The sequence below is a fragment of the Pseudomonas sp. SC3(2021) genome (assembly GCF_019856535.1).
In the GTDB taxonomy this organism is placed as follows: Bacteria; Pseudomonadota; Gammaproteobacteria; order Pseudomonadales; family Pseudomonadaceae; genus Aquipseudomonas; species Aquipseudomonas monsensis.
This window is the reverse complement of record NZ_CP082236.1, coordinates 3,502,692-3,528,341: the sequence shown is the minus strand read 5'-3', so window position 1 is coordinate 3,528,341 and position 25,650 is coordinate 3,502,692. Positions and strand designations below refer to the sequence as shown.

The following is a 25,650-nucleotide window of genomic DNA, read 5'->3' as shown; positions in this document are numbered from 1 at the left end:
TTCGTTTGACACATCACGCCGCCGTCATTTGCTCCCACCAGCCGATCAACCTGATCGCCTCTTCCGAGCTGCTGCCACAGACTTCGACATCGGCGGCAAAACCGGAACAGACAGCGGGACGCTCCGGCTGGCCGAAAATGCTGCACAGGTTTTCGACCGAGAGTTGCACGCAACGTTCGCCGGCAGGTTTGCCATCAGGCATGCCGGGAATCGCCGAACTGATGGAAGGGGCAATGCAGCAAGCGCCACAGCCTTCACGGCATTTCATGACGGGCAAATCCTCACGACGGGTAATGTGCTAAAGAGACGCGGAACAGAGTAACCGCTAAAACGGCCGTTTAAAATTCCCTGATCCGGGGTTTTTACCGATAAGTGAATGTGACTGACCAGTCTCCGACAAAGCGTCTGGTCTGCGGGTCACAGGTGAGCAGGAATTACTGCTTGAATTCGAAATCCAGCGCCGCGCCTTCGATTTCCCGGCGGTCTTCGTTGCGCAGTTGCAACTGCATTTCGTTGCTGAGCAAGCGGCCGTTGAGCTGGAATCCATTGTTTTTCTCGCCAAAAAACTGCGGCAGGATCTGATCGTGCTTCGGCAGCACCACGGTGCCGGGCGGTTTCAGCTCCTGAACCATCTCCTTGGGCAGACTCAGGTCGAGCCTGGCGGGCGGCAACGGAGTGTTCACCAGTTCTTTGGCCGACTTTGATTTCGACGCAATCGGCGGGCGCTTCTTCACCGGGGCGGCTTTCTTCTGCTGCGATTTTTTGTCCGGGGCCGCTTTTGCGCTCGTTGCAGGCTTTTTTTCTGCGGTAGCCGTTGCCGGCTTTTCTTGAACGGCTGCCGCCAAGGCACTCGGCGCATGACTGATCAGTAGCAAACCCAAGATGACTCCGGCGGCAGAAAAAATCGCTTTCATGGACCCTACAACACTAACGGCAGAGGGCCATATGCTCGCTTGTTGAACGCTACAAGACAAGCACGAGCCACTACTGGCTTAAAATCCGCCCGCGGTTTCCTGACACAGCTGAGTCGCCAGCAGGCCGAGCGTCATCAACGCCCGCTCCGCCTCGCGGTTCCACGGAATGCCGCAATTGAGGCGGATACAGTGGTTGAATTGCTCGGTATTACTGAAGATCAGACCCGGTGCAATGCTGATGCCCTGCTGCAAGGCGCGGACATGCAATTCCTGGGTGTTGACCCTGCCCGGCAAGCTTACCCACAAGATGAAACCGCCCGTGGGCCGGGTCATTTGCGTGCCTTCGGGGAAGTACTGCTGCACTGCCAGCTGGAAGGCGCTGAGGTTTTTCCGGTATTCCTGGCGGATGTACCGTAAATGCCGGTCATAACCACCGTTTTCCAGATAAGCGGCGATCGCCATCTGCGTCACGCTGCAGGCCGAATGGGTGCTGAAGGTCTGCAGACGCTGGATTTCCTGCTGATACTTGCCGGCAATCATCCAGCCGATGCGCACTCCCGGCGACAAGGTCTTGGAGAAACTCGAGCAGTAGATCACCCGGTCAAGACGGTCATAGGCCTTGAGCGCCTTGGTGCGCCCCTGTTCAAACATCAACTCGCCATAGATGTCGTCCTCGACGATCTGGATGTCGAAGTCCGACGCCAGACGTAACAGCTGTTTCTGGCGCTCCTCCGGCATGGTCCCGCCCAGTGGATTGCTCAGGCGCGTGGTCAGCACCAGGGCCTTGATCGACCACTGGTTGGCGGCCAGTTGCAATGCTTCGAGGCTCATGCCGGTAGCGGGATCGCTGGGGATTTCGATGACTTTCAGACCGAGCAGATCGGCCAGTTGCAACAGCCCGTAATAGGTCGGCGATTCGGCGGCGATCAGATCGCCCGGACGGGTCAGCACCCGCAACGACATCTGCAAGGCATCGACGCAGCCGTGAGTGATCACCACTTCCGACGGGTCGATGACCACGCCAGCGTCGCGCATGCGGATCGCCACCTGCCGGCGCAGCGGTTCGAAGCCGGGGCTGAACATGTAGCTGAACGCCCGTGGGCTATGGAAGCGCGTGACCTTGGCCAGTTGCTGATGCAGTGCGCGCACCGGCAGATAATCGACGCTTGGCACCGCAGCGCCGAGCGGGAAGACGCCTTCACGGCGTGACTCGACCAGAACCTGCTGAATGATGCTGCTGCGGGTGACCAATCCCGGCCGCTCGACCCGGGCAATGTCGGGCGTCGGCGCGGTCAGGGCGGGCGTCTGGTGGACGTAATAACCGGATTGCGGGCGCGCCCGAATCAGCCCCTGATCTTCGAGGTTGGCGTAAGCCTGCAAAACCGTGGCATGGCTGACGTTGAGCTGCGAACTCATCTTGCGCACCGACGGCACGCGTTCTCCCGGTTGATAGACGCCACGACGGATGTCTTCGGCCAGTTGCTGAGCAATACGTTGGTAGAGCAAGAGATTGGTCATGACGCAGCACTCGATTTCACGGGCATTTTATTCTTGTGTGAAACAATACCGGAACAGTTTAGAAGTGTACTGGGACAGTTGCCACATTACTCGACCATACAGTGCGGTGTCTGCCCCCGACTGTACGGATTTGCGAGCCATTCGACACACGTAAAAAAGCCCGGCACTGCATGACAGGCCGGGCTTTCCAGAGACGCAACCCTCAGCGGGCGGCGCCGAGCTGGCCTTTTTCATCGGAGAAGACAATTTCCACGCGACGGTTCTGTGCCCGCCCGCGCTCGGAAGCGTTGGCGTCCACCGGGTATTCGTCGCCGTAGCCTTCGACCTGAATGCGTTTGTCGTCGATGCCCAGGTCCATCAGCACGTCGGCCACCGCTTGCGCGCGATCGCGGGACAGCTTGAGGTTTTCCTGCTTGCCGCCGGTGCTGTCGGTGTAACCCTCGATGCGCACCACGCGTTTGGGATTCAGTTGCAGGAACTGGACGATCTTCAGCACAACACGGTTGGCCGAATTCTTCAGCTCTGCTTCACCGGTATCGAACAGCACATCGCCGAGGGTCATCACCAGACCACGGTCGGTCTGGGTGGTGGCCAGCGCAACGATCTGCTCTTCAAGCCACTTGCCTTGCTGCTGCACGCTGAGCAACTTCGACTCACGCAAGGCAAGTTGCAGGCGCTGACGTTCCAGTTCGAGCTTGGCCGCGCGCTCCTCGTTGAGCACCTGATTGGTGTGCTCGCGGGCGATTTCGCTGTAACGCTGGCTCAGGTAGGCGTAATGCACCACGTCCGAACCACTGCCCCAATAGGTCGACAGGCGATCGGCACGGGCCAGCGACTCACCGGCGCGGATCACGTCTTTCGGCGCGATACGCAACACGTTGGAATCTTCCTTGACCTTCTGGAAGTCGGCGCTGGCTTCTTGCAAAGCGGATTCACTGTGTTGGCCGGCGCAGCCGTACAGACTGGCGCAACCGGCGAGGATCAGACCGCCGAGCACGGTGGACTTGCGGCTCATTGGGCATCCCCCAGTTGTTTGCGCAGACGGATGATGCGGGTATTGAGCACGTTCACCTGCTCTTCGCTCTTTTGCGTCAGCACTTTGGCTTCCGCCAGACGCGCATCGAGTTCAGCCTGCTCGGACCGCATGCGTGCGTTGCGGTAAGACTCATCGGCCATGTTGCCTTTGGCGCGGTCGTATTTGGTTTCGGCCAGTTTCATTTCAGGCACTTCATCAGCGGTGGCGCCAACGGCCTTGGCCTGGGTGATGGCCTGCTCGGTCAAACGCATTTGTTCAATGGGTGCCGGATCGGTTGCGCAACCGGCCAGGGCCAGAACGGCCACAGCCGCGAAAAGAGGTCGAATACTCACTAAGAATCCCTACTGTTTTGGGGCGCTGACGGCTTGTTGCGGCTGTTGCTGCTGCGCCTTCCAGCGCTCGATATTGCGTTGCAGCGCGGCTTCCGTCAGTCCGGACGCGGGCAATTCTGTCATCTTTTTGGCCAACTGTCCGCGCAACCACGGATCGTTGCAGGCCGAGTTATGGGAAACCGCGAGGAACAGGCCCGGCCGGTCGATCGGTTGTTCGAAGGCCAACAAGTCATTGGCCATCCCCAGCGCCTGCGCGGCGGCCATGCCCGAGTAGCGGCCAGCGAGGACATATTCCACCTCGCCCAGCAGAAGTTTCTGAAAAGCCTGGGTGAGGTTGGCTGTCCGGGTCAGGGTCAGATTCTGCTCGGCGAAAGTGCCAAATGCCTGGGTCATGCGAGACTTTTCCGACAACGCGCCCGTGTGGCCGTGCAGGTCTTTGGCCTCGCTGTAAACCAGCGTCGAGCCTTTGCGGGTCCACACCAGATAATCGTTTTCCAGCAACGGCGGATGGATGTAGTCGAGGTTTTCCAGCTCATTGAGGGTCAGCGGCGCGTCGGCGAGCATGTCCATGCGCCCGCTGCGCACTTCATCAAGGGCTTGTGAGCGTTTACCGGCGTAGAGCAACTCGACTTTGATACCCAGATCCTTGGCGATCTGCTGTAACAAGTCGGCGCTGGCACCCATCAGTTGTTTGGGATTCTGCGGGTCCTGCCACAGATACGGCGGCGCGTCCGGGCTGCCGGTGACGACGAGGCGCTCACACTTGCCGGCGGCCGCCGCCATTCCCGGCAAGAGGATCAATCCCAATAACAACCTGCGGCGCAGATCCATGGCAACACGCTCCACTCAAATGCGAGACAAAAAAAAGCCCGACCAAAAGGTCGGGCTCTTTATAAGTGAAGCCGCCGGATTAGACCAGCTTCTCCAGCTCAGGGACGGCTTCGAACAGATCCGCCACCAGGCCGTAATCGGCCACCTGGAAGATCGGTGCTTCTTCGTCCTTGTTGATCGCAACGATCACTTTGGAGTCTTTCATACCGGCCAGGTGCTGGATCGCGCCGGAAATACCGACGGCGATGTACAGCTGTGGCGCAACGATCTTGCCGGTCTGACCGACCTGCATGTCGTTCGGGACGAAACCTGCATCGACCGCAGCGCGCGAAGCACCCACGGCTGCGCCCAGCTTGTCGGCCAGGGCGTACAGGTGTTTGAAGTTGTCGCCGTTCTGCATGCCGCGGCCGCCGGAAACGACGATCTTGGCAGCGGTCAGTTCTGGACGGTCGGACTTGGCCAGCTCTTCGTTGACGAAGCTGGAAGTGCCGGCGTTGTGCGCAGCAGCAACGGCTTCAACAGCAGCCGAACCACCTTCAGCGGCAACCGGGTCGAAACCGGTGGCACGCACGGTGATCACTTTGATCGCAGCGGTCGACTGTACGGTAGCGATGGCGTTACCGGCGTAGATCGGACGCTTGAAGGTGTCAGCGCTTTCTACCGAGATGATCTCGGAGATCTGGTCAACGTCCAGCTGCGCGGCAACGCGTGGCAGGATGTTTTTGCCGTTGGAAGTAGCGGCAGCCAGGATGTGGCTGTAGCTCTTGCCCAGTTCGGCAACCAGCGGCGCAACGTTTTCCGGCAGCTGATGCGCGTAAGCGGCATTGTCAGCGTTCAGGACTTTGCTCACGCCCGCGATTTTCGCAGCGGCTTCAGCCACGGCGCCAGCGCCTTGACCTGCAACCAGAACGTGGACATCGCCGCCGATTTTGGCAGCAGCAGCCACAGTGTTCAGTGTGGCCGGGGCCAGCACTTTGTTGTCGTGTTCAGCAATAACCAAGATAGTCATTTAGATTACCTTCGCTTCGTTTTTCAGTTTCTCGACCAGTTCAGCCACCGACTTGACCTTGATACCTGCGCTGCGTGCAGCCGGCGCTTCGACTTTCAGGGTCTTGTTGGTAGAGGCGGTGGAAACGCCCAAAGCGTCCGGAGTCAGCACTTCGAGAGGCTTCTTCTTGGCTTTCATGATGTTTGGCAGGGACGCGTAGCGCGGCTCGTTCAAACGCAGGTCGGTGGTGACGATCGCTGGCAGTTTCAGGGAAACGGTCTGCGCGCCGCCGTCGATTTCGCGGGTCACGGCAACGCTGTCGCCGGAGACTTCGACTTTCGAGGCGAACGTGCCCTGACCGTAGCCGCTCAGTGCTGCGAGCATCTGGCCGGTCTGGTTGTTGTCGCTGTCGATGGCCTGTTTGCCCAGGATCACCAGTTGCGGCTGTTCCTTGTCGACCACAGCCTTGAGCAGCTTGGCCACGGCCAGCGAAGTCAGATCTTCAGCGGATTCGACGAGGATGGCACGGTCGGCACCCAGAGCCAGTGCGGTACGCAGCTGTTCCTGAGCGGTGGACGGGCCGATGGAGACGACGACGATTTCAGTCGCAACGCCTTTCTCTTTCAGGCGTACGGCTTCTTCCACTGCGATTTCGCAGAACGGGTTCATCGACATCTTGACGTTGGCGAGATCGACGCCGGAATTGTCCGCCTTGACGCGAACCTTGACGTTGTAATCCACAACGCGTTTGACAGCTACAAGAACCTTCATGGATTCCTCGTTACTCTCCGGTGAAAAGAAAGTCGCCTAGGCGAACCTGGCGGTTGATGCTCATCAGGCTAAAGGGCACCTCTAAAAACGCCGACGTGGGTGCGGGGTGATTTCACTTTATGAACAGCGCTGACCGTTCGTCAGGGGTGACCGACCAGTCATTGCTCTTCACGCCATGTAAACTGCGCGCCGGACCTGCACTGCGCATCACCTTCTACGGCCTGTGCCCTGTCTTTAGAGGTGCTCTTGAAACCGCCAGTCTGCCTACGACGAGCGCAAAACCGCCCGTATCTTGACCGGAACGCCTATTCCGGTCAATACAGCAAAATGACCATTCATAAGCCGCGCTTCTTTGATTTCTCTGGGCTGGAGCCGATTCAAACAAACGTTTGTATTGGACGCTGAGAGTGGTGTAGATATAATGCGCCGCCTAGAGAGAAAGGTGGTTTGCCCATTATTACCCTTGACGTTAACGTAAAGGCAATAACGGATGCGTCACCGAACCTCCAAATTAGAAAAAAAACTGTTGAGCCTTGAGTAGGAGATAGCCTGTGGAACGCGAATACATGGAATTCGACGTGGTCATCGTCGGTGCCGGCCCCGCTGGCCTGTCCGCCGCCTGCCGTCTGAAGCAGAAGGCCGCCGAAGCCGGTAAGGAAATCAGCGTCTGCGTGGTCGAAAAAGGCTCCGAAGTCGGCGCACACATCCTGTCCGGTGCCGTGTTCGAACCACGCGCTCTGAATGAACTGTTCCCGGACTGGAAAGCACTCGGCGCCCCGCTGAACACTCCGGTTACCCGCGACGATATTTTCGTCCTGAAAAACGCCGACAGCGCGCAGAAAATTCCTGACTTCTTTGTGCCCAAGACCATGCACAACGAAGGCAACTACATTATTTCCCTGGGCAACCTGTGCCGCTGGCTGGCCCAGCAGGCCGAGAACCTGGGCGTGGAAATCTACCCGGGCTTCGCCGCTCAGGAAGCACTGATCGACGAGCAAGGCGTGGTTCGCGGGATCATCACCGGTGATCTGGGCGTCGACCGCGAAGGCAACCCGAAAGAAGGCCTGTACACCCCAGGCATGGAACTGCGTGGCAAGTACACGCTGTTCGCCGAAGGCTGCCGTGGCCACATCGGCAAGCAACTGATCAAGCGCTTCAACCTCGACAGCGATGCCGACGCCCAGCACTACGGCATCGGCCTGAAAGAAATCTGGGAAATCGACCCGGCCAAACATCAGCCAGGCCTGGTGGTCCACACTGCCGGCTGGCCGCTGGACATCATGGGCACCGAAAACACCGGCGGCTCGTTCCTCTATCACCTGGAAAACAATCAGGTGGTGGTCGGACTGATCGTTGACCTGTCCTACAGCAACACCTACCTGTCGCCGTTCGACGAGTTCCAGCGCCTCAAGCATCACCCGGTGCTGGCTCAGTATCTGGAAGGTGGCAAGCGCGTCAGCTACGGCGCCCGTGCGATCTGCAAAGGTGGCCTGAACTCGCTGCCGAAAATGGTCTTCAAGGGCGGTGCGCTGATCGGTTGCGACCTCGGCACCTTGAACTTCGCCAAGATCAAGGGCAGCCACACCGCGATGAAGTCCGGCATGCTCGCCGCTGAGTCGGTGGCTGACGCCCTGTTCGCCGAGAAAGATGGCAGCGAAGAGCTGACCACCTACGTCGACGCGTTCAAGAAGAGCTGGCTGTACGACGAACTGTTCGCCAGCCGTAACTTCGGGCCGGCGATCCACAAATTCGGCGCCATTGTCGGCGGTGGTTTCAACTGGCTGGACCAGAACATCTTCGGCGGCAAACTGCCGTTCACCCTGCACGACACCAAGCCGGACTACGCATGCCTGAAGCTGGCCGCCGACTGCAAGAAGATCGACTATCCGAAGCCGGACGGCAAACTCAGCTTCGACAAACTGAGCTCGGTGTTCATCTCCGGTACCAACCACGAAGAAGAACAGCCGTGCCACCTGAAGCTGACCGACCCGAGCATCCCGATCAGCAAGAACCTGCCGCTGTACGACGAACCGGCGCAGCGCTACTGCCCGGCCGGCGTGTATGAAGTGATCACCAAGGAAGACGGCGAGAAGCGTTTCCAGATCAACGCCCAGAACTGCGTGCACTGCAAGACCTGTGACATCAAGGACCCTTCGCAGAACATCACCTGGGTCACGCCGGAAGGCGCTGGTGGCCCGACTTACCCGAACATGTAAGTCGTACCGCTGAACAACGAGGCTCCCGAGATGGGGGCCTTTTTGTTGCCCATGATTTCTGTTTCAACACTCCTACAAGGGATCCGCGCAGACTCAGGCCACGCGTTCGTCGCCAGGGCTGCGCTCGAAGTAACGCTTGTACTCGCGACTGAACTGCGACGTGCTCTGATACCCCACCCGATGCGCCACCTGCGCCACGCCCAGCCCTTCCGCCACCAGCAACGTCTGCGCCTTGAGCAATCGCAAGCGCTTCAGGTACTGCACCGGCGACAGCAACGTGCTGCGTTTGAAGTGCTCGTGAAAGGACGAAACGCTCATGTTCGCGCAACTGGCCAGGGTCTCGACATTCAATGGTTCGGTGTAATGCGCATGCAGGTGACTGATCGACGCAGCGACCCGGGCAAACTGTCCCTGCTGCTCCACCAGTGCACGCAACACATCGGCCTGCGGCCCCCGCAGTGCGGTGAACAACAATTCGCGCACCCGCGCCGGTCCGAGAATCTGGCGCTCCAGCGGATCGTGCAGGCAGCGCAGCAAGCGCTCGACACAGCCGCGCATGTCATCATCGAGCACCACCGAGGTCATCGACTCCGGCGTCTGTGCCGGAATGTGCCGCCCCGGCGCCAGCCCCATGGCCAGCACCAACTCGCCGAGCAGCACCCGGTCGATGGCCACCGACACGCCCAGCAACGGCGCGTCGGGCAAGGCAAAGGTTTCGCACTCGAACGGCACCGGCAGCGCCTGAATCAGGTAGTGCCCGGCGCCGTACTCCATAGTGCGCGGGCCGAGGAACGCCAGTTTGCTGCCCTGGGCGATGATCATCAGGCTCGGCTCATAAATATGCGGGCCACGCGCCACGTCGCAACTGGCGCGCAAGACCTGCACGCCCGGCAGCCCGGTCTGGCTGTAACCGTCGCCAAGCGCCAGCGGCTCGATCAGCGAAACCAGCGTGGCATTGGCATCAAGATGGCGGGTCAACTGCATCGGAGGGGTCTTCAAAAAAGTCACGGAAAAAGGCATGCAAGCATCATCGCAGATCCTTTTGCCCATGCGTTCGCCGAAACCTGCATGCCGGAGGATTAGGCATGAGACCCGGAGGAATCGTCATGGCCGCCGCGACAGACGACGCCCAGAATGCGCCACCTCACCTGTCACTGCTTCTGCGAGGTTATTCATGTACACCGCTATCGGTTATGCCGCTCAATCGGCCACCACTCCCCTCGCCCCGATGAAATTCGAACGCCGCAGCCCTCGCGCTGACGACGTGGCGATCGAGATCCTGTATTGCGGCGTCTGCCACTCCGACATCCACCAGGCCCGCAACGAATGGGGCATCGCTGTGTATCCGCTGATGCCCGGCCACGAGATCGTCGGAAAAGTCACCGCCATCGGTGCGAACGTCACCCAACATAAAGTCGGAGATCTGGTCGGCGTTGGCTGCATGGTCGACTCCTGCCGCACCTGCGCCGCCTGCCAGCAGAACCTCGAGCAATACTGCCTCGAAGGCCCGACCATGACTTACGCCACCCCGGACCGGGTCGACGGCAGCAACACCATGGGCGGCTATTCGGACAGCATCGTCGTCAGCGAGCACTTCGTGGTACGCATCCCGGAAAAACTCGACCTGGCCAGCGCCGCGCCGATCCTCTGCGCCGGCATCACCACCTACTCGCCGCTCAAGCACTACGGCGTGAAGGCCGGTGACAAGGTCGGGATTCTCGGCATGGGCGGCCTTGGCCACATGGGCATCAAATTCGCCAAGGCCCTGGGCGCGGAAGTGACGTTGTTCACCCGCTCGGCGAGCAAGGCCGAAGAAGGCCGTCGTCAGGGTGCCGATCATGTGATCGTCTCCACCGATGCCGAACAGATGGCTGCCGCCGCAGGCCAGTTCGACTTCCTGCTGGACACCATTCCGGTGCAGCACGACCTCAACCCGTACCTGCAAACCCTGCGCTTTGATGGCGTGCATATTCTGGTGGGACTGATCGAGCCGATCGACCCGCCGGTGCATGCCGCCAACCTGGTGCTGGGCCGTCGCGTGCTGGCCGGTTCGTTGATCGGCGGCATCGCCGAAACCCAGGAAGTGCTGGATTTCTGCGCCGAGCACAACATCACCTGCGACATCGAAATGCTCGACATCCGCCAGATCAACGAGGCTTACGCGCGGATGATCGCCGGCGACGTGAAATACCGCTTCGTGATCGACATGGCGACGCTCAAGGTTTAAGGCCTCACACCTTCAAGCCAAGCTCCGCCGACAGCCGGGCTGTGACCCCTTTGATCAGGGGGATCAGCTCGGCCATTTTTTCCAGCGGCATGTACGGCACGGTGCTGGCGATGCTGATCGCCGCCACAATGCGCTTGCTCGCATCACGAATCGGCGCCGCCACGCAGCGGATCGACGGTTCGTTGTCCTCCAGATCGAAAGCGTAGCCGCCGGCCACGTAATCGGTCATGCGCTGCTCAAGCTGTTCCCACGATTGCTGGGGATGTTGCGGCCAGAACTGACTTTTCCCACCCGCCGGCAGGCTGATGTCGTACAGGCGCTGCCAGTCTTGCGGCGAGTCATCGAGCATCAACGCCTTGCCGATCCCGGTTCGCGCCAGCGGCATGCGATGGCCGACCCGCGAACGCATTTCCGGGCCATTGCGCCCCGGATTCTTCAGCAGGTACAGCACCTCGTCGCCTTCACGAATACCCAGATGCACGGTGTCGCCGGTCAGCGCCGACAACTCGTCCAGATACGGTCCGGCCAGACTCACCAGCGGCAACTCTTCGCGTGCCTGAAACCCCAGCTCGATCAGCTTCGGCCCCAGCAGATAACCCATTTGCGGGACCACGCGCAGGTAGCGCTCATCCACCAGACAACTGGCCAAGCGATGGGTGGTGCTGCGCGTGGTGCCGATCAGCCGGGCAATCTCTTTCAGATCGCGGGCGCCACTGGCCACCGCCTGCACCACGCCCAGGCCGCGAAGCAGTGTCTGAGTGCCGGTGGGTGCGGCGTCCTTGGTTTTTTCCGGGGCGTCTTCCTGCATATCCAGCCTTTACCGTTGAGCGAGGGAACGGGCGGCATTATGGTCGCCCGAGGCGGAGCACTACAACTCGATACGTTCGACCTTGCCCACCAGTAGCACATAGGACAACGCACCGATCAGCGCCAGAACCGCGATGTAGGTGATTGCCGGGGCGAACGAATCACCGCTGGCGAGGAAACCGATGACAATCGGCGTGGCAATTGCCGACAGGTTGCCGATGAAGTTGAACACCCCGCCGGTCAAACCGAGCAAACGTGCCGGAGCGAGGGTCGAAACCAGCGACCAGGTGATCGACGCCAGCCCGTTGCCGAAAAACGCCAGCGCCAGGAAGGCAATCACCAGCGGTGTCGATTCAACGAAATTGGCGCCGATGATCGAGGTAGAAATCAGCAGCCCGCCAATGATCGGCAACTTGCGCGCAAATCCGACGCTGCAGCCACGCCGAATCAACAAGTCGGAAAAGAACCCCGAGCACAGCACACCGACGAAAGCAGCCAGAAATGGCAGCGACGCCAGCAGGCCGGACTTGATGAAGTCCATGCCGCGATATTTCACCAGATAGGTCGGGAACCACGTGAGGAAGAACCACAGCGTCGAGTTCAGGCAGAACTGGCCGAGGTAGATGCCCCACAACTTGCGCTTGGTCAGGACGATACCCAGATCAGTCCAGCTGAACCTGGCTTTGACCTTGGCCGTCTCCTGCTGAATATCGACCAGCCCTCCGCCCTCACGAATCAGGTCGATTTCGCCTTGGTTGACGCCTTTGAAGTCTCGTGGCTCGCGATACACCGCGTACCAGATCGCCGCCCAGACAATCCCCGCCGCGCCGGTGGCGACGAACACCATGTGCCAGCCGAACTCATGTTGCAGCCAGGCCAGTACCGGGGTCAGAAACGCCAGCCCGACAAACTGCCCCGACGTGTAAAAACCAATCGCCGTGGCCCGCTCGCGCTCAGGAAACCAGGTCGTCACCACACGGCTGTTGATCGGATAAGCCGGCGCTTCCAGCGCACCGACCGCCATGCGCAGCACAAACAGCGCAATGAAGCTGGCCGCAAAGCCGAGCATCACCGTGGCCAGCGACCACAGCAGCAACGCGACGCTATAAAGAATGCGCGGCGGCACGCGATCGACCAGCCAGCCGCCGGGGATTTGCATCGCGGCGTAGGTCCAGCCGAACGCCGAGAAAATCAGCCCGACGTGAACCGGATCAATGCCCAGTTCGCTGGTCAGCGCGGGCGCGGCAATCGACAGGTTGCTGCGATCGAGGTAGTTGATGACCACGGTGATGAACAGCAGCACCATGATGAAAAACCGCTTGCGGCTGGGCGTGACTAAAGACGCCTGCCCGGTGAGGGTTTGCGGTGGCATGGGGGGGTGCCTCTTCTTATGATTATTTGAGGTCGGCCTGTGGCCTGCACTGCACCCTGTGGGAGCGAGCTTGCTCGCGAAGACGGCGGCACATCCTGCATCAATCTGACTGACCTGCCGCATTCGCGAGCAAGCTCGCTCCCACAGGGGGGTGGTGTGTCAGAGACAAATCACCACTCGGCAAAACTGCCATCGGCATGGCGCCAGATCGGGTTACGCCAGCGGTGGCCGACGGCGGCGCGTTCGATCACGTATTCCTCGTTGATCTCGATACCCAGTCCCGGCCCGTTCGGAATCTTCACGAAACCCTGGTCGTAGTCGAACACCCGTGGGTCTTTCACGTAGTCGAGCAAATCGTTGCTCTCGTTGTAATGGATGCCCAGGCTCTGCTCCTGGATAAACGCGTTGTAACAAGCCGCGTCCAATTGCAAACACGCGGCCAGCGCAATCGGTCCCAACGGGCAATGCAGCGCCAACGCCACGTCATAGGCTTCGGCCATGTTGGCGATCTTGCGGGTCTCGGTGATGCCGCCCGCGTGGGAGGCATCCGGCTGGATGATGTCGACGTAGCCTTCACTCAACACCCGTTTAAAGTCCCAGCGCGAGAACAGCCGCTCGCCGAGAGCGATCGGCGTGCTGGTCAATGGCGCCAGCTCCTTCAATGCTTCGTAGTTTTCGCTGAGCACCGGCTCTTCGATGAACATCAGTTTGTACGGATCGAGTTCCTTCATCAGCACCTTGGCCATCGGTTTGTGCACGCGGCCATGGAAGTCGATACCGATGCCAACATTCGGCCCGACCGCATCACGCACGGCAGCGACGTTGGCCAGCGCCAGATCGACTTTTTCGAAGGTATCGAGGAATTGCAGTTCTTCGGTGCCGTTCATTTTCACCGCGGTGAAACCACGGCTCACCGCCTCTTTCGCCGCGCGCGCGGTGTCGGCCGGACGGTCGCCACCGATCCACGAGTACACGCGAATTTTGTCGCGCACCTGCCCACCGAGCAGGTCACTGACCGATACGCCGAGGGCCTTGCCCTTGATGTCCCACAGCGCCTGATCGATACCAGCCAGCGCACTCATGTGAATCGCGCCGCCACGGTAGAAGCCGCCGCGATACAGCACCGTCCAGATGTCCTCGATATTGCGTGGGTCTTTGCCGATCAGGTAGTCGGACAATTCTTCAACGGCAGCGGCCACGGTGTGCGCCCGACCTTCAACCACGGGTTCACCCCAACCGGTCACGCCTTCATCGGTTTCGACCTTGAGGAAGCACCAGCGCGGCGGGACGATGAAGGTGGTGAGTTTGGTGATTTTCATCTGTTTGTCTCTCTTGTTAGATGCAGCGCACGCAGCGCCAAAAAGTCTTAACCAAGCGCCTTCCACGCGGCCACGTAGGCCTCGGCGTTCACCGCCACTTGCTGCGGCGTCATGCCCGGTTTGAACAGCCCGGAACCGAGGCCGAAACCTTTCACGCCGGCGTCGATGAACGCCTGCATGTTGTCCGGCGTGATACCGCCAACCGGCGCCAGAACCGTCCCGGATGGCAACACCGCCAGCCAGGCTTTGACGACCGCCGGGCCCATCTGCTCGGCGGGGAACAGCTTGAGAATGTCTGCGCCCTCCGCCAGCGCCGCGAATGCTTCGGTCGGTGTGGCCACACCTGGCGACAGAAATAGCCCCGCCGCTTTCGCCGCGCGCAAGACCTTGGCGTCGCTGTGCGGCATGACGATCACTTGCCCGCCGGCGTCTTTCACCAACTCGACCTGTTCCGGGGTCAACACCGTGCCGGCACCGATCAGGCAATCGGCGGGCAAGGTCTTGCGCAGGATGCGGATACTTTCGTACGGCGAAGGGGAATTGAGCGGTACTTCGATGACGCGAAATCCAGCTGCATACAGGACTTCTCCGACCGCAGCGGCTTCCTGCGGATGCAGGCCACGCAGGATCGCGATCAGACCGTTTTGCGCCAATGCTTGCTTGAGCATGTCAGGCCTCCAGTCAGGGTTAACGGGATGAGGAATCGAGCAGTCCGGCGGCCAGCGCCAGTTGCCACAAACCACGCTCGGTGGCCTGCTCGGCCAGCGTCACCGCGGCGAAACCGCAGGCGTCGAGGGCACGGCTGTAACGCGCGCAGAGTTGCGCATTGCCGATGAGGATGATCGAAGGAAGCTGCACGCTGTTGCGGCGGCGGCGCTGAACCGTGGCGAGTGCCGCCAGTTCATGACCGATCAACAGGCCGGACAAATAATCAGGTTGCGCACTGGCGCCGAGTTCGCCGGTCAGGCCCAGGGTGCGGGCACTGAACAGCGTCGATAGAACGCCCAGCTCGCCGTCCACCGACAGCGCCACCTGCACGCCACGGTCGAACGCCGGGCCATCGAAAGCCGCGCTGTGCTGTTGGGTACGGCCAAGGATGCTGTGTTCGCTGAGCACGGCGAACACTTCGCCGGTCATGAAGGTATCGAAATGAGTGATGCAGCCATCGACCACCTCCACCCATTTGGAATGGCTGCCCGGCAGACCGATCAACAGATCGCCGCTCGCCTCGGCCGGCAGATTCTGGAGCACGCCGAGGACCTGGGTTTCTTCACCGCGCATCACGTTGGGCAGGTGTGAACGCTGAATCACGCCCGGCACGATGTGCACCCGCGTGCCGCGCAGACTGACCAGTGTTTGTAGGGAATTTCCGAGATGGGCGACGTTCGCCGGTGTTTCGCAGTAGGCCGCTTCGCGCCAGCCTTGGGCGCTGCCGACCATGCCGCAGGCGATCACCGGCAGATCCGGCTGCGCGTCGAGCCAGTCGCCGCACGCGTCATCAAAGGCCAGTTCAAAACCGTCAGTGCATTCGCGACCGTTGATGACTCGCGCAGTCGCGGGCAACTGCATGATCCCGGATGCCAGCGCACGCTGCTCCAGCACCACACCACCCGCCGCGAGTTTGTAAGCACGTAATGAGGTCGTCCCCCAATCGAGCGCGATCAATTGCGCCTGCATCGCTTCACCTGTTTTGTTTTTGGCAGTGAGTGCGACGGACTATAGACCTCTCAGACGGTAAATCTCAATATGTAATTTTGCATCCCATATTTTGGGATTAATTCGCCTCACCCTACCTCGAACAGGTTCAGCCATCCCTGCCATCAGAATGCCTGCTTATGCTGTATCGCCTGGATAAAAGCGCTGGCAGGAACATCCATCGACTCTGAGTAATAAGGGCCGTAGGAATAAGCGGCAGTCCTGAACTTACAAACGACAACTTTACGCAGCTTCAAATCAGCACGGGTTCGCCAACATTGTTGTTCAGCCCTCGGCGAACTCGCGCAACACTTTGCCGTCCATGCGATAGCGCACCCATTCTTCCTGCGGCTGCGCGCCGAGGGATTTGTAAAAATCGATGGCCGGGGTGTTCCACTCCAGCACGCTCCACTCGAAACGGCCGCAGTCGTTGTCGCAGGCGATTTTCGCCAAGTGGCGCAACAGGGTTTTGCCGGCACCGCCGCCGCGTTGCTCCGGGGTGATGTAGAGGTCTTCGAGGTACAGGCAGTTGCTGCCCAGCCAGGTCGAATAGCTGAAGAAGAACACCGCGAAACCGATTGGCAGGCCATCACGCAGGCAGATCAGACCGTGGGCGGTAGCGCCTTCGCTGAACAGGCTGCGCTCGATGTCGGTGACGCTGGCGATCACTTCGTGGCGGGCCTTTTCGAAATCTGCCAGTTCGGTGATGAAGGCGAGGATTTGCGGAGCATCGCTGGGGGTCGCCGGGCGGATTTCGATCGTCATGGACGGGCCTTGTCGGAAATGGAAAGCGCCATACTAAAGCTGCATGGCTTTTGTGGCGAGGCAGCTTGCTCCCGCTGGGTTGCGCGCGGCCCCAATTCCATCCAATGTGATCTATCAGACAGGGCTTGTTTTCCAGGTTTTGCGACTGCTGCGCAGTCGCGCGGAACGGCGCGACGATTCGACAAGCTCCCTCGCCACAGAAGCTCAACTCAACTGAAAGAACACTTATGTCCGCCAACGCTTTTGCCCCTCTGATCTCCCTCGCCCGCGAATTGCTGCCCCACGCCCTCGAACCCTCCGAAGACGGCGCCCATGACCTCGCCCACCTGCAACGGGTCTGGCACAACGTACGCACCTTGCAGGCCGAGGAAGGTGGAGACCTGGAAGTGTTGCTCGCCGCCGTGCTGCTGCACGATTGCGTGTCCGTGGAAAAGAACTCGCCGCTGCGCTCACAGGCTTCGCGTCTTGCCGCAAAGAAAGCCGCCAATGTGCTGGCCGAGCTGGACTGGCCCGAAAGCAAGATCAGCAGCGTCGCCCACGCCATCGAAGCCCACAGCTTTTCCGCCAACATAAGCCCGCTCACGCTTGAGGCAAAAATCGTCCAGGACGCCGACCGGCTCGACTCATTGGGCATGCTCGGCGTTGCTCGCACTTTCTACGTCGCCGGGCGCATGGGTTCGGCACTGTATGACCCACATGATCCCGAAGCAAAAGAGCGCGACTACGATGACATGCGCTTTTGCCTCGACCACTTCCAGACCAAACTGCTGCACCTGGCGGAGGGTTTCCAGACCGCTGCCGGTCAAGGTCTGGCGCAGATCCGCCATCAACGCCTGAAGGGTTTCATGGAGCAGTTCAAGGAGGAAATCGGCATCGGCTGATCGTCCTGCGACTCGACCGTTCGTCGTTAATCAGGCACCAATCGGACAAGAGGGCAGACCAACGACAGGTAAGGATTTCAATCACTGGAGACGCCCTATGATCCCGTCAAGGTTGACTGCCCTCGTTTTCGCCGCCCTGCTGAGTCCCGCGGTTTTTGCCGCTTCTACCACCGCAGCGGGCACCGGCCCCACCGATCCGACTCCGGCTCCGCGAGCTCCCGTTATCAACAGTGCCCCCGGCATGAACACCGATGGTTCCGGTGTTCCGTTGATCAACCAGCCACCGGCCACCGGCACCGACCCACGCACCCAAGGCAGCGATCCCGGCCGCCAGGGTGGCATGAACACCCCTGACTCCCCCGCTACACCCGATAACGCCGGCCACGGCATCGGCTCGAAAACCACCACCGGTGGTTCGGGCTCCGAAGGCGGCAGTCAGTAGTTCGCCGACGCGAGCGTCCTGTTCACATCCATGAAGAGGTAACCATGAACGTCGATAAAAACCTGGAAAAAGAAGTCCTCACCCGCCTGCTGCACGCTCACCCCAGTGGTCTGGGCAAGGAGGTGCTGGACAATTACCGCGGCGAAAAAGTCGTCGCCAGCGCCCTCGCCGCCCTGCAGGATCGCGGATTGATCCACCATGGTCATGTGACCTGCAACGAGGCCGGCGAACACTCGTTGAACCTGCCGATCAAGCTCAGCGCGGCCGGGGTTGAAGCGGCGCGAAAGCTCGACGACCCGGCGCGGTGATTGTGTGAACGCGTGATCATGCCGGTGCTGCTGCACGCTGCGATCTTTTGATTTCCGGATCAACAGATCGCAGCCTGCGGCAGCAGTTCACCATCAAAACCTGTGGGAGCTGGCTTGCCCGCGATAGCGACAAATCAGTCGCAGAGTGACTCGCGGATAAACGCATCGACTTCAGCAGCCTCCGGCGAAGTCGCCGGCCCCCACCGGGTCACCGCCAGAGCCGCCGCTGCATTCGCCCTGCGTGCCGCCTCATGCGCGTTCAACCCCTGCGCCAACCCTGCGACAAATACCCCGGCGTGCGCATCCCCAGCACCATTGCTGTCCAGCGCTTTAACGACAAACCCCGGCACATGCCGGCGCTCGCCATGCTGTTGAATCCAGCAGCCTTGCGGACCGTCGCGGACCACCATCAACACGTCTTTGGGTAGATGCTCAGAGAGACGATCAAGTGCAGATGCAATCTCTTCAGCGCCGGTAAACCGCAGCGCTTCGACACTGTTGCTGGTCCACACGTCGATGCGCGGCAACAGCGCCTGCATCAGCGGTGAGTCCGGTGATTCGACCAAAGGCCCCGGATCGAACACCACGTTGATCGTATCCGCCAGCGCCAACGTCCAGTCGAGCAACGCCTGCGCCTTGCCTTCATGCAGCAAGCTGTAGCCACTGAGATAAACGTAATCGCCTGCCTCCGCCGCAACGCTGTTCAGATCCTCCGCCGTCATCTCACCTTCAGCGCCGATATAGGAAATGAAACTGCGCTCAGCTGACGCATCGGTCAGTGCCACGCAAATCCCGGTGTCGCGTGGCGCAGGCGTCTGGATGCCGATATGAATGCCTTCGTCATTCATCGCCTGACGCGCCAGGTCACCGAAACGCCCGGTGCCATGGCGACCGAGATAAACCACTGGCAAGCCATTGCGCACGGCAGCGGCCATCACGTTGAAACCGCCGCCGGCTTCGAAACCGGCCGATTGCGCCAGCACATCACCGCCGACCTGCGGCAATTTTTCCACGGCCATGACCAGGTCGATGATGACCTGGCCGGTGTGCAACATCTTAGGCATGAGCACGCTCGACTTGCGCAGCGCGGCGGTCTTTCGCCCCGCCGAGGACGAAGTAAATGCCACCGGCCACCACGAAGGTCACGATCCAGCCCAGACCGTTGTGGCCCAGCCACGAGTCGGACAGAAAGCCCTTGAACCAGACGTTCTCGGCGGTGGTGCCGATGGTGGTGAAACTGAAGCCGAGCACGATGGCAATCGCCCACGCGCCGAACGCGCGCCACTCGATGCCGCCGCGATACCAGTAAGCGCTGCTCGGGCTGACGTCGAGCAGGTCTTTGGGGCTGTAGTAGTGGCGGTGAATCAGATCAACCACGAAGATCCCGACCCACGCGGTGATTGGCACTGCCAGCAGGGAAATGAAGGTAATGAACGGGCCGTAGAAGCTATCCGCAATCAGCATGAAGTAGATCGAACCGGCGAAGATCGCGACGATGTCCACCACCACCGCGTAGACGCGTTTGACTTTGAGGCCGAGGGTCAGCGTGGTCAGGCCGGCGGAGTACACCGACAGGTTGTTCGACAGCAGCAGGCCGCCGAATGCAGTGATCAGGTACGGCACGGCCATCCACGTCGGCAGCATGTCGCGGATCGCCACGATCGGGTCAGTCGCCGACGCCAGATCATTGTTGCCTACCGACAACAGGCCGCCGAGGGTAATCAGCAGCACCAGCGGAATCCCGGCGCCGAACGCGGCAGACGCCACCAGACGCACGGCTTTGACGCTGCGGTGCTGATAGCGCGACATGTCGGCACCGGCGTTGGCCCAACCAATCCCGGTGCCGGCAGCCATGGTGCCGATACCGATGATCATTGCGCTCAGCGGCGCCGGGGTGGCGTTGAACACCGCGCTCCAGTCGATGGTCGCGCAGAGAAAACCGCCGACCAGGATGTTCAGCGCGCCGAACACATAAGTCGCCCACTTCTGGATCACCAGCAGGGTGGCGTGGCCGAGGCCGGAAACCGACAGGGTCAGCAGGACGAAAATCGCGATGAAGATCAGCGTCAGCACTGGCGCACTCTTCGCTTCCACCGGCGAGCCGAACAGGATCGAGCACAGCGACAGCAATACGAATGCCGCCGTGGTGGTGTTGACGGTTTCCCAGCCCAGTCGCGACATCAGTGAGACCAGCGTCGGGCCAATGTTGCCGCGCACACCGAAGATCGCTCGCGACAAGGTCAGGCTCGGCGCACGGCCACGACGGCCAGCGATCGAGATGATCCCCACTACCGCGAACGAACCGGCTGCGCCGACAATCGCAACGATGATCGCCTGCCAGATCGCCAGCCCGCGAAACGCAACCAGCGTGGCGCCCAGCGGCAGACCGAGAATGGAAATGTTGGCGGCGAACCAGACCCAGAACAGTTGCAGCGGATGGCCGTTGCACTCGGCTTCCGGCACCGGTTCGATACCCCGGGTCTCCAGCTGTCCGGCGCTTTGCCCGGCGTTTGATGAACTCATGAACTGTGCTCCTGTTTGCCTTTATTGTGGTTGTGGCAATGATGCAGAACGACAAGACATCCCGGCCGTCCTCGGCCTGTCTGCGCGATCCATTGCGGGTTGAAAATTCGATTATGCGGTGCGCCTATCGCTGGCAAGCCAGCGTTGGCGTAGCCCGTCAACGCAGGGCCAACAGCCCCTGCACCAACGGCTCAAGCTCCAGATGATTGACCGCTTTCACCGTGGCAATCATCGGCACCGGCCAGCTCTCAAGGCCCAGGCAGGCCCCGAGCATGGCGCCGAGAATCGCCGCGATGGTGTCGGTGTCACCGCCCAGGCTGGCGGCCATGCACAATGCATCGAACGCGCTCATCTCGCCGACCGCCACTTGCTGCGCCAGGGCGAACGACACCACCACCGATTCCTGCGACGCCACCGACGTGCCGATCACGTCGTACAGCAAGTCCGCCAACAACGCCTTGTCACTGTCGACGCTGATGCTGCGCGCCCAACTGATCCGCGAAGCGATACGCCCACCGGCGACCCAGTGCCCGTGCGCTTCGGCCTGTTGCGCAATCTGCTGTCCGAGGTTCAGCGCTTCGCCAAGGTCCATGCCGTTGATCCCGGCCGAGACCACCGCTGCCACCGCCGCGGCACTGGAAATCCCCAGCGTGGTGTTGTGGGTGACCTGACAGGCCTGTACCACGGCGGCGATGAAGCGCTGGGGCTCGGCGACATCCGCCGCGATCCCTACCGGAGTAATGCGCATCGCTGCGCCGTTGGTGGTGCCGTAGCGCCCGGCCTCTTCGGCCGAATGCCCGGCGAGGATCATCTCGATGGCACGTTTGGTCGAGGGCCCGAGCAAATCCTGCGAACCCTTGGCCTGCATTTCGGCTTCCCACTCGATCAGACGCTGCGCGAGGATCGCCGGCTCGATGCGGCCCTTGCCTTCGATCAGCAACTCACCGACCAGAATCGCCTGTTCGGTGTCATCGGTGATCGACCCCTTGGGCATATTGGCGGCGATCGGTTGCAAGGGACCGGCGTCCTGCAGATCGGTGATCCGGCCGAAGCGGGTCTTGATCGTTTCGCGGTTCAGCGACTGCGTCGGCATGCCCAGCGCATCACCGAGGGCCAGGCCGTAAAACGCACCGAGGGCACGGTTGAACGCGGTCATTTCGATTCTCCAAACTGCAGGTGCAGGCGGAAATGCACCGGATCGAGCAAGCTTTCGACCTGCTCCATGAAACGGTTCTGCCGGTCGTAGGTGGTGCGCAAGGCTTTGAGGAAAACGGTGCCCACCGGACGCCCGAGCAATTCGGCGTCCACGGCATTCAGCGGTTCGGCGCCGATCCACTGATCGCCGCGCTCGCCGATGTAGCCATAGGCAGCCAGGGTGATGGTCAGGGAATTGTCGATCAGACCGACGCGCGGCAGGCTTTCCAGGCCGCCGGTGGCCGGCATCAACGAACGTTCGAGAGACACCAGCGTGCCGTCATTGGAGCGCCGGCGACGGTCGAGGGTGATGAATTGGTCGGTGCCGAAACGCGAGAGCAGATCGGGCCGGGTCACGGCTTCGAGGCGCAGCACTTCGGTGTTGATCAGCGCGCCGCTGTCGGCCAGCGCCTGCGCCCAGCCACTGCGCTGGTCGAGCACCACACCGTCGAACGTGACGATCGAGCCGACCCCGCTTTGCGTGGCGATGTAATTGCGCCGCTTCAGTTCGGCCAGCGCTTCGCGTAGCGTGCCACGGCTGACCTTGAATTCTTGAGCCAACTGATGCTCACCGGGCAACAGAAAGCCGTCCTCCATGAGGCCGCTTTCGATGCGCCGGACGAGTTCGTCGACCACCCGTTGTTTCTTGTCAAATCGTACCTGTCTAATCATGTACAAATTGATACCCGAAACGGATGCGGGCGAGCAAGTTAAATTTAGGGGGGGGGGCGGACAAAAGGCGAGAAGATCAAAAGCCCCTCACCCTAGCCCTCTCCCGGAGGGAGAGGGAACTGAATGGGGGATATTTGGGAGATACATCGACCTGAAAGTGGCTTACCGAATCCATAATTGACCCAATCTTTCAGGTCGATGCATGACGAATCCATAATCGACGAGAACTCTCAGGTCGACGGATTACGCAAGACACCTCGGTCGGCCCCCTCTCCCTCTGGGAGAGGGCTGGGGTGAGGGGCTCTTGATTTTAGCGCTGCTTCAGACGGTCAATGACGACGGCCAGCAACAGAATCGAACCGCGAATCACATACTGGTAGAACGTATCAATGTTTTTCAGGTTCATCGCATTCTCGATGATCGCCAGAATCAACACCCCGGCAATCACATGCCGGATCATGCCGATCCCACCGCTCAGCGACACCCCGCCCAATACGCATGCCGAAATCACCGTCAGCTCGAAACCCTGACCGATCATTGGCTGCCCGGAGGTCATGCGCGAAGCGAGGATCACCCCGGCCAGCGCGCCGATCACACCGTGCACGGCGAAGATGATGATCTTGGTCCGGTCAACGTTGACCCCGGCCAGCAATGCCGCTTCCTGGTTACCGCCGATGGCCATGGTGTTGCGCCCGTAGGTGGTGTAGTTCAGCAGCCAGCCGAAGAACAGGAAGCAGACGATGGTGATCAGGATCGGCACCGGTACGCCAAACAACTGGCCGTTGCCGAAGACGAAGAACGATTCCTGCGACACGCCCACCGCTTTGCCGTTGGCAAAAATGTAAGCCAGGCCACGGACGATCTGCATCGTCGCCAGCGTGGTGATCAGCGCATTGACGCGCAGCTTGGCAATCACGATGCCATTGATCAGCCCGACAATCAGGCCCATTACCAGCGCCGCGCTGACGCCGAGGAACACGCTGTTGGTGTCGCGCATCACCACCGCCGCGACCACCCCGGCGCAGGCAATCACCGAGCCCACCGACAGGTCGAAATGCCCCGACGCCAGGCAATACAACATGGTGCACGCGGCAATGCCGGTGGTGGAAATCGCCAGGCCCAGGCCACGCATGTTCAGTGGCGAAAGGAAGTTGTCGATCAGCAAGGTGCAGGCGACAAAAATGCCCACGGCCGCTAGCAGCATGACCCAGTCGTCGAGGAAGCGGCGCATGTCCAGCGGTTTGCGCTCTTTGGGCAGGGTTTCGTTTTGGGTTGTCATCATAGTCACCTCTCAGTTCGCCACGCCGTCAGCGCGGTGGCGCGGCAAAGCCAGTTGCAGCAGGTTGGATTCATTGGCCTGATCGCGGCTGACTTCGCCGCGCAGGGCGCCTTCGCAGAGCACCAGAATGCGGTCGGAAATACCCATCACTTCCATCAGGTCGCTGGACACCACGATCACCGCAATGCCATCGGCGGCGAGGTTATGGATGATCTGGTAGATCTCGGCCTTGGCGCCGATGTCGATGCCACGGGTCGGTTCGTCGAGCAGCAGGACCTTCATCGGCATCGACAGCCAGCGGCCAAGAATGGCCTTCTGCTGGTTGCCGCCGGAAAGGAATTTGATCGGCTGGCCGGCGTGGGGCGTTTTCACTTTCAGTGCCTTGATCTGCTTGTCGGCGTTGCCCTTCTCCCACATTCCGCGCAGCAGGCAGCCAAGGCCGGAGTTGGCGCCACGGGCGCTGATGTTGATGTTCTCGGCCACGCTGGCCAGAGGAATGATGCCCTCCTTCTTGCGGTCTTCCGGGCACAGCAGAATGCCCGCCGCAATCGCGTCGCGCGGTGAGCGCAACTTCAATTCATGGCCGCGTAATTCAAGGCGTCCGGCGGTATTGCGCTGCAAGCCGCTGAGCAATCGAAACAGCTCGGTACGCCCTGCCCCGACCAGACCGAACAGGCCGAGAATCTCGCCCTTGTGCGCCTCGAAACTGACCGGCTCGCGCAGGCCAGGACCCAGCAAGCCATCGACTTTCAGTGCCACCGCGCCACGCGGGCGATGGCGATAATCGTAGATGTCCTGAATGTCGCGACCGACCATGCAGGTCACCAGTTGATCATGGGTCAACTGGCTCATGTCATCGAAGGTGCGCACGTAGCGACCGTCCTTGAACACCGTAACGGCATCGCAGATACGGAACACTTCTTCCATACGATGGGACACGTAAAGCACGACTTTGCCCTCGTCGCGCAGACGCCCGATGATCGCCATCAAACGGTCGATTTCGCGGGCCGAGAGGCTGCTGGTCGGTTCGTCGAACGCAATCACATGGGCACCGCGCGACAGCGCCTTGGCGATCTCGACCAGTTGCCGCTGGCCAAGGGACAAGCGCCCGACCCTGGTCTGCGGATCAATTTCATCGGCCAGGCCTTTGAGGCAATTCAACGCCTGCTGGCGCAGCGTGGCGCGATTGATCAAACCGAAACTGGCCGGCAGATGACCGAGAAACAGGTTCTCGGCCACGGTCATTTCCGGCACCAGATGCAGCTCCTGGTGGATCACCGCGACGCCGTTGCCGATGCTGTCGGCCGTGGACTTGAAAGCCATCGTCCGCTCGCCGATCTGCAACTCGCCGCTGCTCGGAATGTAGGCGCCACCGAGGATTTTCAGCAGGGTCGATTTACCGGCGCCGTTCTCGCCCATCAAGGCGTGAACCTGACCTGGATGGGCGACGAAGCTGATGCCGTCCAACGCTTTCACCCCGGGAAAGGTTTTGCCGATCCCGTTGAAGCGCAGGCTGCCGGCGCGGCCCTGTTCATGTTTCTGTACTTGCGCGTGCATAAA

At 60.8% G+C, this 25,650-nt stretch carries 26 protein-coding genes; 5 read left to right on the top strand and 21 right to left on the bottom strand.

The annotated features are described in order from the left end of the window. Positions 1-13: 13 nt before the first annotated feature. From K5Y35_RS15790 to K5Y35_RS15755, 8 genes are all read right to left on the bottom strand, one after another. A complete protein-coding gene (locus K5Y35_RS15790) occupies positions 14-268 on the bottom strand; it encodes a YkgJ family cysteine cluster protein (RefSeq protein WP_123466716.1) in 255 nt (84 codons plus the stop codon). 166 nt (positions 269-434) lie between these two features. Next, on the bottom strand, positions 435-914 hold the full coding sequence (locus tag K5Y35_RS15785; protein ID WP_123466718.1) for a translation initiation factor 2: 480 nt from the start codon (positions 912-914) through the stop codon (positions 435-437). Positions 915-992: 78 nt separating this feature from the next. Further along, positions 993-2,432, bottom strand: coding sequence for a PLP-dependent aminotransferase family protein (locus K5Y35_RS15780; protein ID WP_123466720.1), 1,440 nt, complete (start codon positions 2,430-2,432; stop codon positions 993-995). 202 nt (positions 2,433-2,634) lie between these two features. Beyond that, complete coding sequence (locus K5Y35_RS15775) at positions 2,635-3,447, bottom strand: OmpA family protein (RefSeq protein WP_123466722.1); 813 nt, start codon at positions 3,445-3,447, stop codon at positions 2,635-2,637. After that, positions 3,444-3,800, bottom strand: a complete 357-nt coding sequence (locus K5Y35_RS15770; protein WP_123466724.1) for a DUF4398 domain-containing protein — start codon at positions 3,798-3,800, stop codon at positions 3,444-3,446. Before K5Y35_RS15770 ends, K5Y35_RS15775 begins: the two co-directional genes overlap by 4 nt. 9 nt (positions 3,801-3,809) lie before the next feature. After that, on the bottom strand, positions 3,810-4,631 hold the full coding sequence (locus K5Y35_RS15765) for a substrate-binding periplasmic protein (RefSeq protein ID WP_222832311.1): 822 nt from the start codon (positions 4,629-4,631) through the stop codon (positions 3,810-3,812). Positions 4,632-4,710: 79 nt separating this feature from the next. Beyond that, the gene (locus K5Y35_RS15760; protein ID WP_123466728.1) at positions 4,711-5,640 is read right to left on the bottom strand and encodes an electron transfer flavoprotein subunit alpha/FixB family protein; all 930 of its coding nucleotides are present in this window, start codon (positions 5,638-5,640) and stop codon (positions 4,711-4,713) included. After that, a complete protein-coding gene (locus K5Y35_RS15755; RefSeq protein ID WP_003226982.1) occupies positions 5,641-6,390 on the bottom strand; it encodes an electron transfer flavoprotein subunit beta/FixA family protein in 750 nt (249 codons plus the stop codon). It abuts the gene before it with no gap. Between the two features lie 551 nt (positions 6,391-6,941). On the opposite strand from K5Y35_RS15755, the gene K5Y35_RS15750 reads away from it, so the two are divergent. Continuing rightward, positions 6,942-8,606: an electron transfer flavoprotein-ubiquinone oxidoreductase gene (locus K5Y35_RS15750; RefSeq protein WP_123466730.1), complete on the top strand. Its 1,665-nt coding sequence runs from the start codon at positions 6,942-6,944 to the stop codon at positions 8,604-8,606. Positions 8,607-8,699: 93 nt separating this feature from the next. On the opposite strand, the gene K5Y35_RS15745 is transcribed toward K5Y35_RS15750, so the two are convergent. Continuing rightward, entirely contained in the window at positions 8,700-9,590 is an 891-nt protein-coding gene (locus K5Y35_RS15745) for an AraC family transcriptional regulator (protein ID WP_123467312.1), read from the bottom strand. 190 nt (positions 9,591-9,780) lie between these two features. Between K5Y35_RS15745 and K5Y35_RS15740 the strand changes: the two genes are divergently transcribed. Next, positions 9,781-10,833, top strand: a complete 1,053-nt coding sequence (locus K5Y35_RS15740) for an NAD(P)-dependent alcohol dehydrogenase (protein WP_123466732.1) — start codon at positions 9,781-9,783, stop codon at positions 10,831-10,833. Positions 10,834-10,837: 4 nt separating this feature from the next. On the opposite strand, the gene K5Y35_RS15735 is transcribed toward K5Y35_RS15740, so the two are convergent. The 6 genes from K5Y35_RS15735 to K5Y35_RS15710 all read right to left on the bottom strand — a co-directional run bounded on the left by K5Y35_RS15735 (position 10,838) and on the right by K5Y35_RS15710 (position 16,791). Next, positions 10,838-11,641 carry an IclR family transcriptional regulator gene (locus K5Y35_RS15735; RefSeq protein WP_123466734.1) on the bottom strand — a complete coding sequence of 268 codons (804 nt, stop codon included), beginning with the start codon at positions 11,639-11,641 and terminating at the stop codon, positions 10,838-10,840. Positions 11,642-11,701: 60 nt separating this feature from the next. Then, the gene (locus K5Y35_RS15730) at positions 11,702-13,012 is read right to left on the bottom strand and encodes an MFS transporter (protein WP_186744911.1); all 1,311 of its coding nucleotides are present in this window, start codon (positions 13,010-13,012) and stop codon (positions 11,702-11,704) included. 170 nt (positions 13,013-13,182) lie between these two features. After that, positions 13,183-14,331: a galactonate dehydratase gene (gene dgoD / locus K5Y35_RS15725; protein WP_222832310.1), complete on the bottom strand. Its 1,149-nt coding sequence runs from the start codon at positions 14,329-14,331 to the stop codon at positions 13,183-13,185. A 47-nt stretch (positions 14,332-14,378) separates the two neighbouring features. Continuing rightward, positions 14,379-14,999, bottom strand: coding sequence for a 2-dehydro-3-deoxy-6-phosphogalactonate aldolase (locus K5Y35_RS15720; RefSeq protein ID WP_222832309.1), 621 nt, complete (start codon positions 14,997-14,999; stop codon positions 14,379-14,381). 19 nt (positions 15,000-15,018) lie between these two features. Next, entirely contained in the window at positions 15,019-16,008 is a 990-nt protein-coding gene (locus K5Y35_RS15715; protein ID WP_222832308.1) for a 2-dehydro-3-deoxygalactonokinase, read from the bottom strand. Between the two features lie 303 nt (positions 16,009-16,311). After that, the gene (locus K5Y35_RS15710) at positions 16,312-16,791 is read right to left on the bottom strand and encodes a GNAT family N-acetyltransferase (protein WP_123466742.1); all 480 of its coding nucleotides are present in this window, start codon (positions 16,789-16,791) and stop codon (positions 16,312-16,314) included. A 227-nt stretch (positions 16,792-17,018) separates the two neighbouring features. Between K5Y35_RS15710 and K5Y35_RS15705 the strand changes: the two genes are divergently transcribed. The 3 genes from K5Y35_RS15705 to K5Y35_RS15695 all read left to right on the top strand — a co-directional run bounded on the left by K5Y35_RS15705 (position 17,019) and on the right by K5Y35_RS15695 (position 18,422). Further along, a complete protein-coding gene (locus K5Y35_RS15705) occupies positions 17,019-17,672 on the top strand; it encodes an HD domain-containing protein (RefSeq protein ID WP_222832307.1) in 654 nt (217 codons plus the stop codon). Between the two features lie 97 nt (positions 17,673-17,769). Continuing rightward, complete coding sequence (locus K5Y35_RS15700) at positions 17,770-18,114, top strand: hypothetical protein (protein WP_128614936.1); 345 nt, start codon at positions 17,770-17,772, stop codon at positions 18,112-18,114. A gap of 44 nt (positions 18,115-18,158) precedes the next feature. Beyond that, positions 18,159-18,422, top strand: coding sequence for a hypothetical protein (locus K5Y35_RS15695; protein WP_123466748.1), 264 nt, complete (start codon positions 18,159-18,161; stop codon positions 18,420-18,422). A gap of 134 nt (positions 18,423-18,556) precedes the next feature. Here K5Y35_RS15695 and K5Y35_RS15690 read toward each other — a convergent pair whose 3' ends face one another. From K5Y35_RS15690 to araG, 6 genes are all read right to left on the bottom strand, one after another. After that, a complete protein-coding gene (locus tag K5Y35_RS15690; protein WP_222832306.1) occupies positions 18,557-19,486 on the bottom strand; it encodes a PfkB family carbohydrate kinase in 930 nt (309 codons plus the stop codon). Beyond that, a complete protein-coding gene (locus K5Y35_RS15685; protein ID WP_123466752.1) occupies positions 19,479-20,945 on the bottom strand; it encodes a purine-cytosine permease family protein in 1,467 nt (488 codons plus the stop codon). Before K5Y35_RS15685 ends, K5Y35_RS15690 begins: the two co-directional genes overlap by 8 nt. Positions 20,946-21,102: 157 nt before the next feature. After that, a complete protein-coding gene (locus tag K5Y35_RS15680) occupies positions 21,103-22,101 on the bottom strand; it encodes an ADP-ribosylglycohydrolase family protein (RefSeq protein ID WP_123466754.1) in 999 nt (332 codons plus the stop codon). Further along, positions 22,098-22,811 (bottom strand): GntR family transcriptional regulator, encoded by a 714-nt coding sequence (locus K5Y35_RS15675; protein ID WP_123466756.1) that lies wholly within the window; start codon positions 22,809-22,811, stop codon positions 22,098-22,100. The genes K5Y35_RS15680 and K5Y35_RS15675 overlap by 4 nt, the downstream gene beginning before the upstream one ends. Positions 22,812-23,121: 310 nt before the next feature. Further along, a complete protein-coding gene (araH, locus tag K5Y35_RS15670; RefSeq protein ID WP_026000669.1) occupies positions 23,122-24,090 on the bottom strand; it encodes an L-arabinose ABC transporter permease AraH in 969 nt (322 codons plus the stop codon). Between the two features lie 12 nt (positions 24,091-24,102). Beyond that, positions 24,103-25,647: an L-arabinose ABC transporter ATP-binding protein AraG gene (araG, locus tag K5Y35_RS15665; RefSeq protein ID WP_222832305.1), complete on the bottom strand. Its 1,545-nt coding sequence runs from the start codon at positions 25,645-25,647 to the stop codon at positions 24,103-24,105. Between the last annotated feature and the right edge of the window lie 3 nt (positions 25,648-25,650).